11 protein-coding genes are annotated in these 14,159 nt (G+C 61.3%); 3 read left to right on the top strand and 8 right to left on the bottom strand.

All coding sequences use genetic code 11. From position 1 onward, the window contains the following. From JUI81_RS19170 to JUI81_RS19155, 4 genes are read right to left on the bottom strand one after another with little or no spacing between them, the layout of a single operon-like run. A complete protein-coding gene (locus tag JUI81_RS19170) occupies nt 1-4,560 on the bottom strand; it encodes an alpha-2-macroglobulin (protein ID WP_374707268.1) in 4,560 nt (1,519 codons plus the stop codon). A gap of 11 nt (nt 4,561-4,571) precedes the next feature. Beyond that, entirely contained in the window at nt 4,572-5,237 is a 666-nt protein-coding gene (locus JUI81_RS19165) for a DUF1175 family protein (RefSeq protein WP_032833720.1), read from the bottom strand. Further along, nucleotides 5,207-6,919 carry a DUF2138 domain-containing protein gene (locus JUI81_RS19160; protein ID WP_204124826.1) on the bottom strand — a complete coding sequence of 571 codons (1,713 nt, stop codon included), beginning with the start codon at nt 6,917-6,919 and terminating at the stop codon, nt 5,207-5,209. The genes JUI81_RS19165 and JUI81_RS19160 overlap by 31 nt, the downstream gene beginning before the upstream one ends. Before the next feature lie 37 nt (nt 6,920-6,956). Beyond that, the gene (locus JUI81_RS19155; RefSeq protein ID WP_018925700.1) at nt 6,957-7,748 is read right to left on the bottom strand and encodes a YfaP family protein; all 792 of its coding nucleotides are present in this window, start codon (nt 7,746-7,748) and stop codon (nt 6,957-6,959) included. Nucleotides 7,749-8,256: 508 nt separating this feature from the next. On the opposite strand from JUI81_RS19155, the gene JUI81_RS19150 reads away from it, so the two are divergent. From JUI81_RS19150 to dxs, 3 genes are all read left to right on the top strand, one after another. Continuing rightward, on the top strand, nt 8,257-8,499 hold the full coding sequence (locus JUI81_RS19150; protein ID WP_007894317.1) for an exodeoxyribonuclease VII small subunit: 243 nt from the start codon (nt 8,257-8,259) through the stop codon (nt 8,497-8,499). Next, a complete protein-coding gene (ispA, locus tag JUI81_RS19145) occupies nt 8,496-9,383 on the top strand; it encodes a (2E,6E)-farnesyl diphosphate synthase (RefSeq protein ID WP_019581373.1) in 888 nt (295 codons plus the stop codon). The genes JUI81_RS19150 and ispA overlap by 4 nt, the downstream gene beginning before the upstream one ends. A 91-nt stretch (nt 9,384-9,474) precedes the next feature. After that, nucleotides 9,475-11,373: a 1-deoxy-D-xylulose-5-phosphate synthase gene (gene dxs, locus JUI81_RS19140; protein ID WP_204124825.1), complete on the top strand. Its 1,899-nt coding sequence runs from the start codon at nt 9,475-9,477 to the stop codon at nt 11,371-11,373. A 55-nt stretch (nt 11,374-11,428) separates the two neighbouring features. On the opposite strand, the gene JUI81_RS19135 is transcribed toward dxs, so the two are convergent. The 4 genes from JUI81_RS19135 to JUI81_RS19120 form a co-directional block, all read right to left on the bottom strand. Further along, nucleotides 11,429-12,229 (bottom strand): cobalamin-binding protein, encoded by an 801-nt coding sequence (locus tag JUI81_RS19135; RefSeq protein WP_204124824.1) that lies wholly within the window; start codon nt 12,227-12,229, stop codon nt 11,429-11,431. Continuing rightward, a complete protein-coding gene (locus JUI81_RS19130; RefSeq protein ID WP_019581376.1) occupies nt 12,229-12,648 on the bottom strand; it encodes a hypothetical protein in 420 nt (139 codons plus the stop codon). The genes JUI81_RS19135 and JUI81_RS19130 overlap by 1 nt, the downstream gene beginning before the upstream one ends. Continuing rightward, a complete protein-coding gene (gene ribA, locus JUI81_RS19125) occupies nt 12,645-13,262 on the bottom strand; it encodes a GTP cyclohydrolase II (RefSeq protein ID WP_007933624.1) in 618 nt (205 codons plus the stop codon). Before ribA ends, JUI81_RS19130 begins: the two co-directional genes overlap by 4 nt. A gap of 140 nt (nt 13,263-13,402) precedes the next feature. Beyond that, nucleotides 13,403-14,137, bottom strand: coding sequence for an ABC transporter substrate-binding protein (locus tag JUI81_RS19120; RefSeq protein WP_019581377.1), 735 nt, complete (start codon nt 14,135-14,137; stop codon nt 13,403-13,405). Between the last annotated feature and the right edge of the window lie 22 nt (nt 14,138-14,159).

Raw genomic sequence — 14,159 nt, 5'->3', positions numbered from 1 at the left:
TCAGTTGACCGTGACCTGACCGAGTGCCGGTTTCTGTTCCTGAGCCTGATGCTGTGGCGCGTAGACCTGCGTGAAACGCACCGGCGGCAGGTTGAACTGGCCTTTTTGCGAGAAGCGCACCAGATGACGCAGGCGCAACTCACCGCTCAGCGCATCCACTGGCACCGCATAGGCCATTTGCCCCGGCTCGAAACGGGCCTTCTCCAGCGCGGTCGGCTCGGTGCCGGCCTTGCCCATCAGCTTGATGCCCCACGTGGTGCGCTCGACGTCCGCACCCGGTGGCAGCGGCACTTCGAGCATGCCGTAGCGCAGCGGTTTCGCCGCTTTGCTGGTGATGATCACTTCGTCCAGGTACAGGCTGTCGCTGGACAACGGCTTGGTGCCGACTGCTTCGAGTTTGAATTCGAACGCTTCATCACCCGGCACCAGACGCGACAGGCGACGGGTGATGGTCACAGCCATCGGATCGATTGCCGGTTGTTTGGTCTGGAAGCTCAACACGGCGCGTAGCGGGCGCTCTTGCGTTCCGGTCAGCGACAATGCCGCCGGCACTGGCGAAGAGCCCTGCCACGTCCAATACATCTCACCGGTATCACTGTAACGTTTCTTCCAGCCCTCACCCGGTGCCAATGCGATGGTCGGAGAGGCCTGCTCGATGCTGCGTTGCAACCAGGTCAGCGCCAACGCGCGTTCCAGGGTCGATTGCTGTGGCAACAGGCGTTGCAACAACGCTTGCGCATGAGCCTGATCGAAAGTCTGCAGCGACAGGTTCAGGGCTTCGACAAACGGTTGAGCGCTGGCGGCCACTTGCTGTTGCGCAGCATCCACTTGACGACTGAACGCCGGCGGCAGATTGACCTTGGCCTGACGCGCCAAAGACGCGGTCAACACCCGAGCACTGGCCAGCCCCAAGGCCGAATCCGGATCGTTCATGACCAGGCTCTCTGCGCCATCGTCCATCACGCTCGCGGCATTGCCTTCGCCGGCTTTCACCAGGTCGTCGATCAAACCGCTGAGCAGCGTGTTCACCGGCAATTGCATCTGTTTGGCAAACGACAGAATCAACGCCCGCTGCAACAGCGGCGTGTTCTGCGCCTGTTTCGCGTAGACCTCCAACACCCGCTGCCAGTGCTCCGGCGGCAGGCTCAGTTCCAGCACTTTGCTGGCGTGCCAGTCGGCGTAATAGGCGTAAGCGGTGAGGAACGCATCCGGCTCGCCGTCAAAGCCCCACCAAGTGAAGCACGCCGACGGCCCGGCCATTTGCACCAGACGCAGGCGGCTGTTCTGCATGATCAAACGCAAGCGATCACGGATCTGCGGGTTCGACGACAGCGTTGGATAGGCGATGCTCAGCGGCAGCAGACGGCTGGCGGTTTGTTCGACGCCGCCATACGGATAGCTCAGCAGATCATCGAGGGCTGAACGGAACACTGCTTGCGGGCTGTCATCCAGACGCAGGCGAATATCCGTGGCGTCCGCCGGCAAAGCCAACGGCGTGTCGCCGCTGAGCGCGTCCAGGCTTTGGCTCTGGGTCACCTGCCAGCCTTCGCCAGTCGCGGTCAGGCGTACGGCCAAGGCGTCAGCGGTTTTGCCATCCTGCACCAGCTCGGCGGTCCAATCGCCATTGGCCAATGTGAACGCCGGCAATGGGACGTAGTTGACGCCGTTGTTCAGTGTGACCGGCACACGTTGCTCGGCACCCGCGTAATGAATCACCAGCTCAGCCTTGACCGGTTTCTCGGCCTGACTGAAAGCGAATACGCCAAGATCCGGTTTGTCGCCGTTACGGAATTTGGTCGGGCCGCTCCACTTCAGGTACAGCGGTTTTTCCGAGCGCACGAATTGCTTCTTCTGCCCGACCTGACCGTCATCGGCGATGGCGCGGGCGGTGATGCGCCAGCGAGTCAAGGAGTCCGGCATCTTGAAGGTGAAGCGGGTTTTGCCGTTGGCGTCGGTGATCAATTCCGGCTGCCACGCGGCGGTGTCGACGTCTTCACGACGCGGCCGCTCCAACACTTTCACCCCACGCTCGCTGCGGTTGGCTTTGCCCGGCGCGCCCGGGCTGCCCGGCAGTGCCACGTCGTAGCTGATGAACGACAAACTGGCGCTGGTGCGCACGTTGTTGCGGCGCGGGTGGTAGAAGAACTGGTCGATGGTCGGCGCCACTTCCGGCTGCAGCGCGTAGATCATTTCGTCGACCACGCTGACCGTCAGGTGAGCCGGAATCGGCTTGCCGGCGAACTGGGTGGTGAGGTCCACGGACACGGTATCGCCGGGCTGATACGCCTCTTTGTCGGTAGTGATCGCCACATCGATCTGTGGCGCGACCACCTTGATACCGGCGTTCTGGAAGCTGTACTGACCGCCCTTGGTATAGAGCACGGAGAACGTCAGGTTCGGCGCGAAGTTGTCCTTCACCGCGATGCGCGCGCGGTATTGGGTGTCGCTGAGTTTTTCCATCTTCAGCCAGTCGGCGCCCTTGGACAGCAACGCCGTGGCCTCGACCTTGTCGCGCTCCAGCGACAACAACGCATCGCTGACCGGCTCGGGGAAAGTGATCAATGCGAGGGCTTCGTCGCCGGCCTTGTACTCGGGTTTGTCGAGGACGATTTCCACGGTGCCGGGCACCGCTTTGACGCCATCGCCGGTGACCGAATGGCCGGTCGCACCAAGCACGCGGCCATGATCATCCTTCAACGTCAGGTTGTAAGTACCCGGACGGTCGAAGGCCAGGGTGAAGCCTTTGTCTTTGGCGGCGAGTTTACCTTCGCCAGTGGTCTGATCTTCGAGTCGCACCCAGCTGTAGCTGCTCGGGTTGACTGCTTTGCTTTGCTCGCTGCCACCTTCGTTGGCATAGCTGAAGGCAACCTTGCCGCCCACCGCGCTGAACCGTTGCGGCGCGCTCAGGCGGAAACTGGCGGCACCACGGTCGATGAGGATTTCCTTGGTGGTCTTGACCCGATACGCCGCACCATCGCTGGCGAATACGGTGAGCATGTAGCGGCTCGGTTTCTCGGCGGCGGGCAGGTCAAGCGTCGCGTTGCCCTTGGCGTCGGTGGTCAGTTCGGCGCTGGTCAGCTCCACCGGGAATTGCCCCAGGTATTGCAGTTCGTTATCGACCATCGACAGTTGTTGGGCGCGCAGGCTCAGGCTCACCTTGGCGTCGGCCACTGGTTTACCGTCCGGGTACAACAACACCAGACTGCCCTTGACCGGTTCGCCGGTGCGGTAATCCTGCTTGGCCAGGTTCAGGGAGATCTCGAAGTGCGGCTTGATGTACTCAGCCACGCGGAAGGCACTGCTGTAGGCCTGATCCTTGTAGCTGAAACGCAGCTCATAACCACCTGCCACCGCATTGTCCGGCAACTGGAAACGGCCCTGAGTACCGGCCTTGGAATCGAGCTTCAACGCCAACGATTGCAGCGCAGTACCGGTGGCATCGAGCACCGTCACATTGACATCGGCAGCGGTCGGCGCCACGGAATCCCGGGCATTCTTGAACTCGCGACCGACGATTTTCAACGACACCCAATCACCCGGCCGGTACAGCGGCCGATCGGTAAACGCATAGAGTTTGGTGTCGTAGATTTCGCTGTCGTAGTAGAAGTTCTCGGAGACGAACACCCCGCCCTCTTCGTCCTCGCCGATCACGAACGAACGCTCCGGGCTGACGTGTTTCAGGCGCAGCAAACCATCGGCATCGGTCGCGCCACTGCTCATCACGCCCAGGCCATCGGTCCACAGCACATTAACCTTCGGCACCGAACTGCCTTCATGTTTGCGCGCGGCCCATACCAGCAATTCATCACCGGCAATCTTGCTCACGGCCACGGTATTGGAGACGAACACCATGGTGGTCGCGCGGTACTTGCCGATCAGCGCTTCCACCAGGTACAGGCCCGGTTTCAGGTTGCCCAACGGGATATAAACGTTGCCCGGCGAGACGCTGACGAACTCACTGGAAGAACCAACCAGTTTCACACCTTCAGGCGGCTGGATCGGTTTGGCTTGCCATAGCGGATAACGGAATTGGCTGACCACCGGCAGACCCGGAATCAACGCGAATTGCGGCTGTGCGTCGTAGGGCGTTGGCGCGGCGATGGCGGTGCCCATCTTCAGTTCCGGCACTTCCTCGGTGACTTGTTTACGCGACTCGTAGGAAAACGCCCGCTGCATCACCCGACGGGATTTGCGGTACCAGTTGTCCCACAGGTACGCGAGGGTGTTCGACAGGCCTTCGCCCTTGAACTGGCCGTCGCTGACCACACGGTGCAGGTTCTTCTGGCGCTTGAGGAAATCCAGCGGCTTGTCGATGCGATACACCCGAATGTCCGCACCGCCGTAAGGCTCCATACGGAACCGGCGATAGTCACGACCCGGCGCTTCGAGGCGTACCACCGCCTGTTCGTCGCTGGCGAAACTGCTGTCGGCCAACAGGAAAAAGCTTTCACCGGCCACCGGCGTATAGCCGCTCGGCTCGACGGTGTCTTCGGCGTTGACTGCCGACAGCGGCAGAACCAACGCAAGCAAAAGAGGCAGTTTTGAGCAAATGCGCAGCATGCGGGCACCGATCATTGGGAGAGAAAGTTCAGTCGATAGACGCCGATGAAGTTGGGGTTGGCTGCGTCGGGTATCCATCGGGTGTCCTTCCATGTCATGAGTTGCTGCAGGCTTGCGGAGCGCATGCCGTTGTCGGTGGGGGTAGTGGTGCCGGTGTGATAGGCAATGAAGCGGCCCATCCAGATCATCAGGTGCTGGTCGTCGCCCTGATCGAAAAACATCAAATCGCCGGGCCGGGCCTGGGCCAGATCGCGGCCGACCAGATGGCTGTTGAACTGAATCAGTTTGATCGCGTTGACGTAGGGCCCGACCTTGCCGCCGCCCTGCTGCCATTGCTGGGCGAGGCCGCGCTGGGCGTCACTCAGTTGCAACTCCGGCGGCAGGTAGCGGTTGGACAGGCCATTGCTGCGCAGCCATTTGTCGTCATGGACTTTCAGCGCTTCGTTGGCGGCAAATCGCACCAGCCCGGCGCAGTCCTGCTGATACCAGCGCGGGCTCGGGCCTTGGGTCAATTGTTCCTGGGCGATGCGCACGAACCAGGCGCGGAATACCTGGGATTGCTGCGGGTCGAGCGCGGCGGCTTCGCTGGCGAATGTGCGGGTCCCCAGCAGCAACGCCAGCAAGCCGAGGCCTCGGATGAGTGCGGTCACAGAGCTTTCCACTCCAGCGGCAGCCATTGCCAGTGGCCGTCGGGCTCGCTGCCTTTGGGCAAGGTCAGGGCGTATTTGCCATAGCCGCCGAGGGTGCGCAGTTTCGGGATCAGGTAGGTTTGCGCGGCGTTGTAGAACACCGGCTCCATGTCCTGCGGCAGGCTGTCGAGGGTTTCCTGCTGTATCAGTTGCGCCATGGAATCGGGGCCGAAATAGATCGGCATCAGCAGGTCTTTCGGCAGCACATCAGCCAGCGGCGGGAAGCGTTTGTCGAGAGTGCCCAGCGCTTTGTCGACGAGTTTGTCGTCGAGGGAGAACAACAGCGTCGAACCGTGGCGCGCGAGACTTACGCGCATGAAAGCTTTGCCGGTGATCGCGTCTGGCTGCTCGGCATCCTTGGCTTTGTAGGGGCCGAAGTTGGAGCTGACCTGGCGCTGCCACTGATGGGTTTTACCGTCCTGTTTTTCGACCACCGGGAATGCGTGCTCGGCAACATTGCCTTCGTAGGCACCGACCATCGAGCCGAACAGGTTGCCCAAGTCACCATCAAGTTTGGCGCTGTCATCGTCATTCAGGCTGGCCACCAGCAGCGGCGTGTACAGCCGCGAGTCGGCATACCAGCACAGGCCGGCGGCACCGGCCATGTGTTCAGTCAGGGCCTGGGCCACGGATTCTTCGGCGCCGAGTTTCACCAGCAGCGGTTTCTGTTGTTCGGCGGCCAGTGGCAAGGCTACGCAAGCGCTGGCGCCCATCGGCATGGCTTGCCAGATCGGTTTGAAGTCGAAGTCCGGTTGGTTGTCCAGTTCGTCCATGGCGAGGAAGCTGTGCCAGCCCTTGTCGTCCATGTCGAAACGCAGGCCGGCAAAGTTCGGGATGAAGCGCTGATAACCCATGGCCAACACGCTGGAGTTGACCGAGAGGCGTTGTTTTACCTCGGGCGCACGCGGCGGCAGGCCGAAGGCTTCGGGGAACAGTTTGTCGCCGTTGAGCAAGGCGGCGATCGCCTTGGTCGAAACGCCGCCAGTTTCCTCCAAAGCCCCGTTATCCGGGTCGTAGAGTTTGGCCGGATTGGACAGCACCACCAATTTGTCGCCATGGGAAGCGAACACCAACGCCTTGCTGGCGTTGTAGTTGAGCTGATAGAGGGTGACGGCGTCGGCGCCGACTTTCACTTCGCCGAGCTTGCTCAGCTGCGAATCATCCAGCGCCACTTTCGCCAACGGCTCCAGCACCTTGGCCAGACCGCCGCGATCCATCACCAACAGGAAATCCTTGAGACGCCCATCCGCCCCGCGCCACAGCGCCACATCCGCCGGTTGGTCGAAGAGCTGCTCGATCAGGCTGTCCTGCAACTTCAGGTCATGCTCGTAAATGATCCGCCGCAGGCTGCCAATCAAACCGAGACGGTCGGCGTGAGCTTCGTAATAGAAGACGAAATCTTCGGTCAGGGTTTCCTTGAGGAACGGCACGGCCAGCAGATCCTTGGGCAACTGGCTCAGGGAATGGGTTTCGAGCAGACCGTCCGGGCGGCTCATGCCCAGTTTGTCGCTGGCCAACTGCGCAGGCGGAGCCTTGGGTTTGTGCAGGAACCAGCCTAACCCGCCCGCTACGCCTGCCGCCAGGCACAGCCCGATCACTAGCGCTGGCCAACGACGTGGAGTTTTGGCTGCTGGTACGTCGGCGGCCGGAGTCACAGTGTTATCGCTCATGTTCACAAAACCCGATTTCATCCGTGGTGCGGGATGTTTAATAGTTGAAAGTCTTGACCAGCAGCAGGTCGCCGATTGCCCGCAAGGGCACGATGAACGTCTCGCGTTTTTCGTCGACGGTGTTTTCATTGAGCACCAGATTGATTTGCGAGGTGATCACCTCGTTCTGGTTGCTGTTCTCATCGAAGTTATAGCCGCCGCTGCCGTAGTTGCCCCAATAGTTCACGTAAACCAGATAGGTGCCGTGCATCGGCGCAGTCATGGTGAACATTTCCGGACCGGGGCCATCGACCCCGTCCGGGTCCAGCCCACCGCCGTTGCTCATCGCCGGACTGGCCCAGAACGCGTGCTGGCCGTCGGGGGTAATGATGTGCAGGTCGAGTTCGGCCTTGGGATCGTCCCAGCCCAGCACCACGCGAATCCGCGCCGGGGTGCGCAGGTTATTGGCTTCATAGAATTGAACGCGCTTGAGCGACTTGCCCTCGGAACTGCGCACTTCGACGCTGTTGGAACCGGCGCCGAACGCATACGGGCGGGCAAAACGCCCTTGATCGTCGGTGTACAGATTCAGGGGATTGCCGTTGACCGCCAGGCTGTGGGGCGGACGGAGCGTGCCGAGGGCCTTGAGCTGGCCTTCGATCATTGTGCGATTGCGCTGCACGCCACGGTCGATGGGCGGTGTGGGATAGGCGACGCGAGGGTTTTCACTGCGGTCCAGCAAGCCGTGATAGCGCCAACCACCCACCGGTTCCGATAGCTCGGCCGTGGGCTCGGCCCGCGCAACTTGAGCGCAAACCAGCGTAATCAGCAGTGAAAGAACCCAACGCATGTGACGCCTCCTGCCATGCATAACGAAACCCTGCGCCTGATCCTCGGCGCGTTACAGATCAAAAAAACTGTGTTTCGTCAGAATGACCCTGAATATAGGGTCGTTGAAGGCGCGAAGATTAGCCATTCGGCAGTTTTTTAACAATCAGATACATCTATATTTGCGGTGAGAATCACGGTGTTTGTTGGGCGTGAGCCGAATAGCGATCTTATTCGGCTCATAAAGTGAGCCGAATAATCCACACAACCTATATAGACGACATACATCTGTGGCGAGGGAGCTTGCTCCCGCTGGGTAGCGAAGCGGCCCCAAAACCATACATCGCGTTTATTCAGGCCTACCGTGTCCAGAGGTTCGCGACTGCTGCGCAGCCGAACGGGGACAAGCCCCCTCGCCACAAGGTGTGTTGTCACCCCGGAACTGCTGCTCCAAATGGCCCGCTCATTTGCCCATACCCCCCATGTCTGCTAGTGTCGCGCCGGTTTAACGTCAACCGGAAATAGCCGCCATGGCCCGCAAAAAAGCTGCACTGGATTTCGAACAATCCCTCGCTGACCTGCAAACGCTGGTAGAGCGTCTGGAGAACGGTGAATTGTCGCTGGAAGACTCGCTGACCGCTTTCGAGCAGGGCATCGGGCTGACCCGTGACTGCCAGGCGGCGCTGGCCCAGGCCGAGCAGAAGGTTCAAGTGCTGCTCGAGCGTGATGGCGAGTTGGCCGAGGAACCCTTCGACGCGGATCAGCCAGAATGATTGCAGCGTATTCGGCAGCCAGCCAGGCCCGCGTCAATGCAGCACTGGAAACCCTGTTCAACCCGCCGAGCCCTGAGCTCGCCCGCCTCTATGAAGCCATGCGCTACAGCGTGATGAATGGCGGCAAGCGTGTACGTCCGCTGCTGGCCTACGCCGCGTGTGAAGCGCTGGGCGGCAAGGCCGAGCAAGCCAACGGCGCAGCCTGCGCGGTTGAGCTGATCCATGCCTATTCGCTGGTGCACGACGATTTGCCGGCCATGGACGATGACGACCTGCGTCGCGGCCAGCCGACCACCCACAAGAAATTCGACGAAGCCTGCGCAATTCTCGCCGGCGACGGTTTGCAGAGCCTGGCCTTCAGCGCCCTGCTCGACCCGCGCCTGAGTGCGTCAGACGCCGAAACCCGTCTGCAGATGGTCAGCGCCCTGGCGCTGGCGGCAGGTCCGGCGGGCATGGTCGGCGGGCAAGCCATCGATCTTGGCTCGGTGGGTCTGAAGCTTGATCAAAAAGCCCTTGAGTACATGCATCGGCACAAGACCGGCGCGTTGATCGAAGTCAGCGTCAAACTCGGCGCCCTGGCCAGCGGTCATGCCGAGAAGGACGAACTGAAGTCGCTGCAAAGTTATGCACAGGCGATCGGCCTGGCATTTCAGGTCCAGGACGACATTCTCGACGTCGAAAGTGACACCGCCACCCTCGGTAAACGCCAGGGCGCCGACATCGCCCGGGACAAGCCGACCTACCCGGCGCTGCTCGGTCTCGACGCGGCCAAGGCCTATGCTCTGGAACTGCGCGACCAGGCCCTGCACGCGCTGCGACCGTTTGACGCGGCAGCAGAGCCCTTGCGCGATCTGGCCCGGTACATCGTTGACCGCCGCAACTGACGGCGTATCCGCCAAAAAAGACCAACGCGTGGGCAGGGGGCGATGCATCAGGTAAACTGCCGCATCTTTTATACCTATAACGATTCGCCTGATGCCCACGACGTTTCATGAGATTCCCCGTAAGCGCCCGACCACGCCCCTGCTCGACCGTGCCAACACGCCGGACGGCCTGCGCCGGTTAGGCGAAGCCGAGCTGGAAACCCTGGCTGATGAGTTGCGCCTGGAATTGCTCTACACGGTCGGCCAGACCGGTGGGCATTTCGGTGCCGGCCTGGGCGTGATCGAGCTGACCATCGCGTTGCATTACGTCTTCGACACCCCGGACGACCGGCTGGTGTGGGACGTGGGTCATCAGGCCTATCCGCACAAAATCCTCACCGATCGTCGCGCGCGCATGAGCACCCTGCGCCAGAAGGATGGCATCGCCGCCTTCCCGCGTCGCTCCGAGAGCGAGTACGACACCTTTGGCGTCGGCCACTCCAGCACCTCGATCAGCGCAGCGCTGGGCATGGCGATTGCCGCCCGTCTGCAACACAGTGATCGCAAGGCGATCGCGGTGATCGGCGACGGTGCACTGACCGCTGGCATGGCCTTCGAGGCGCTGAACCACGCGCCGGAAGTGGACGCCAACATGCTGGTGATCCTCAACGACAACGACATGTCGATCTCGCGCAACGTCGGTGGGTTGTCGAACTATCTGGCGAAAATCCTTTCCAGCCGCACTTACGCGAGCATGCGCGAAGGCAGCAAAAAGGTCCTGTCGCGCCTGCCCGGCGCCTGGGAAATCGCCCGTCGCACCGAAGAATACGCCAAAGGCATGCTGGTCCCCGGCACGCTGTTCGAAGAGCTGGGCTGGAACTACATCGGCCCGATCGATGGCCACGACCTGCCGACCCTGATCGCCACCCTGCGCAACATGCGCGATCTGAAAGGCCCGCAATTCCTGCACGTGGTCACCAAGAAAGGCAAAGGTTTCGCCCCGGCGGAAGTCGACCCGATCGGTTACCACGCCATCACCAAACTCGAACCGCTGGACGCTCCGGCCGCCGCGCCGAAAAAAGCCAGCGGGCCGAAATATTCCGGTGTGTTCGGTGAGTGGCTGTGCGACATGGCGGCGGCTGATCCGCGTCTGGTCGGGATCACCCCGGCGATGAAGGAAGGCTCCGATCTGGTGGCCTTCAGTGAACGCTTCCCGACGCGCTATTTCGACGTGGCGATTGCCGAGCAACACGCCGTGACCCTGGCAGCCGGCATGGCCTGTGAAGGCGCCAAACCGGTGGTGGCGATCTATTCGACCTTCCTGCAACGCGGTTACGACCAGCTGATTCATGACGTCGCGGTGCAAAACCTCGACGTACTGTTCGCCATCGACCGCGCCGGTCTGGTGGGCGAAGACGGCCCGACGCACGCAGGCAGCTTCGACCTGTCGTTCCTGCGTTGCATCCCCGGCATGCTGGTGATGACCCCGAGCGACGAAAACGAACTGCGCAAAATGCTCAGCACCGGCCACCTGTACAACGGCCCGGCGGCGGTGCGTTACCCGCGTGGCACCGGCCCGAATGCGCCGATCGAGAAAAACCTCGAACCGATTGAGATCGGCAAGGGTGTGGTTCGCCGTCAGGGCAACAAAGTCGCCCTGCTGGTGTTCGGCGTACAACTGGCCGAGGCACTGAAAGTCGCTGAGAAGCTGGATGCAACGGTGGTCGACATGCGCTTCGTCAAACCGCTCGACGAAGCACTGGTTCGCGAAATCGCCGGCAGTCACCAATTGCTGGTGACCGTCGAAGAGAACGCGATCATGGGCGGCGCCGGTGGCGCGGTCAGCGAATTCCTCGCCCGCGAGAACATCCTCAAGTCGGTGCTGCACCTGGGCTTGCCAGACATCTACGTCGAACACGCCAAGCCTGCGCAAATGCTCGCCGAATGCGGGCTGGATGAAGCCGGGATCGAAGAGGCGGTGCGTCAGCGCCTGCAATTGCTGAATATCTGATCCTCTGGCTACATGCAAAACCCTGTGGCGAGGGAGCAAGCTCCCTCGCCACAGGTTAAAGATCGGGTGCGATCAACTGACAGAGCTTGGCCGTCGCTTCGATCATCTGCCCACTCGGCCGTTCCAGGCCTTTATCCGTCACCAACAGCAATTGCCCCTGCGCCACCGCCGTCACCTGGGGCCAAGCCTTCCACGCCTCGAGCTGCGCCTGATCGCTGGCCAGAATCAACTCGGGATTGCGCTGCAACACCGCCTCAACACTGACCTGCGGTGCAGGCTGTGGCAGGTCGGCAAACACATTGCGCGCCCCGCAAACCTGTAGCGCATCGCTGATGATCTGCCTTCCGCCCACGGTGTACAGCGGCCGATCCCAGACTTGATAAAACACCCGCAGCGGCTCCTCCCTTCGATAGCGCTGGCGCAAGGAATCGAGTCGCTGACGCAGTTTTTCGGCCAATGCAACGCCCCGCTCCGCTCGCCCGAGTTGCGTGGCTATCGCTTCGATCTGCACAGTGAGTTGTTCGAAGTTATGAGGTTCGGCGACGTAGGTGGGAATGTTCAGCCGTTTGAGCTGTTCACGCTGAGCCGGCCCCACACTGCCCGGCCAGAGCAGCAGTAAATCGGGTTTGAGGCTGAGCAACCGTTCGATGTCCAACTGACCGTAGCGGCCCACCGAAGGAATATCTTTGAGCTCCACCGGACGCTCACCGGCATCCAGCACTCCGACCAGCAGGTCAGCCGAATTCAGTTCAATCACGATTTCGGAAAGCGACGGTGCCAGGCTGACAACCCGCTCGGCCGCAGCGGCCGGACCACCGATGGCCAGCAACAGGACTGCCAGCCAGACACAGCGCATCAGCCGAGTTGACGCGGGATACGGTAGAGGTAGAACAGCACCGCCGTCGACAATGCCAGCAGCATCAGCGGCACGGCTTCCAGACCAACGAAGACTGCCAGTGCGCCGATCCAGGCGGGCAGGCCAGCGACCAGAAACGCAGCACGGCGTTTCGCGGCCAGGGCGATCCAGGCGGCGGGTTCTTCAGGGGTGTCGAGGGCTTTTTGGGTCGCGATCAGCGCATGTTTGTAACCGCCAAAGAACTTCAGGCTGACAAACATCGACGCCACACCGGCAATGAAAAACGGCATGGCCAGCACCGGCAGAATCGCCTCGCTTTGGCCGAATAAGCCATTGACCACGAACAGCGGCAGCAAGGCCAACGCCAGATATTGCCACCAGTTGACGGCCAGTCGTCGCCGTACCTGACCGCGGGTCACGCCCGGTCAACCTCGCCCTGATGCTCGTTGCCCATCATGTGGTCGAGCTTGCTGGCCTTGGTGGCCAGGTAGAGTTTGTTGTGCGGGTTGTGCCCGGTGTGCAACGGCACGCGCTCGGCAACCACGATGCCCATGTCGGTCAAGGCTTTGACCTTGCGTGGGTTGTTGGTCATCAGACGCAGGGACTTCACGCCCAGGTGCTCCAGCATCGGCAGGCACATGGCGTAGTCGCGCTGGTCGGCGGCGAAGCCCAGACGTTCGTTGGCTTCAACGGTGTCAGCACCGCCGTCCTGCAATTCATAGGCGCGGATCTTGTTCAGCAGGCCAATGCCGCGACCTTCCTGACGCAAGTAGAGCAATACGCCACGGCCTTCACGGGCGATCGCCTGCAACGCCGCCTCGAGTTGCGAACCGCAGTCGCAACGCTGGCTGAACAAGGCATCGCCGGTCAGGCATTCGGAGTGCAACCGGCCGAGTACCGGAGCACCGTCGGCGATCTCACCCAGGCTCAGCACCACGTGCTCGCGCCCGTTTTCCTCATCGAGGAAACCGTGCATGGTGAATTGCGCAAAAGGCGTTGGCAGCTTGGAAGCGGCGACAAAAACGACAGGCACCGGTGTGCTCCTGATCTATAAGTACTGAAGATTCGCAGAGGCGGCATTGTAACAGCACGCTCCTACAGACGCTTAGGCTGAATTATCGGCCATAACGATCAAAAAGTTTGATATCTGCCCCGCGCCCGCATTGACCGCTTTCATTTCGAGCCGAACGGATAGGGCTGTTTCCAGCGTTCGAAGACCGGTTTCAGCTGACCGCTTTTTACCAGCAACTCCATACGCTGGTCGAACAGCACCATCAACTGCCGTGCCCGAGGGGTATCGGCAAAGCACAGGTACAGCGGTAAATCCGCGATGTGCGTGCGGCGAAACTGCGACGGATCCTTGGCTCGGCTGACGATAGAGTTAACCTCGTCCAGCGCGTCAATGTAGTAGTCGACGTGGTTGTGGATCAGCATCGACAGAATCCCGGTACGCCGCGCGACTTCGTTATAGCGCTGCACGTTGGGCAGGTAAGCCTGGTACTTGTAGCCACGCAGCCAGGCCAATCGATAATTACCCAGGGTTTGCGCGGTCGGCGCCGGATTGGTGGCCAGGCCCAGCGCATAGATCGGATCGGTATCGAAACTCCAGCGCGGATAGAGCACGTCACTGACTTCATCCCGATAGGCACCGACACACGCGTCCACTTCGCCACGCTGTGCCAGGCCCGCGGCACGCGTATACGGCTCGATTCGAATATCCAGCTTAACGCCTGCCGGTTCGAACACTTCGCGCAACACGTCCCAGCCCAAACCATGGCCATCGGCGGCAGTAAAGTCTTCCCACGCTTCGCTGGCCAGATGAATCACGGACGGCGTCGTCGGCGCATCCCCCGCCTGGGCGAACGAGCAAAACGTCGCGAAAACCATCACCATCAACCAGCGAACCATCTTTTATCCTCGGCTGCATTCT

This window comes from Pseudomonas sp. 008, assembly GCF_016861935.1.
Classification (GTDB): Bacteria; Pseudomonadota; Gammaproteobacteria; order Pseudomonadales; family Pseudomonadaceae; genus Aquipseudomonas.
The sequence above is the reverse complement of the archived record's forward strand: the minus strand, read 5'-3'. Positions and strand labels throughout refer to the sequence as shown.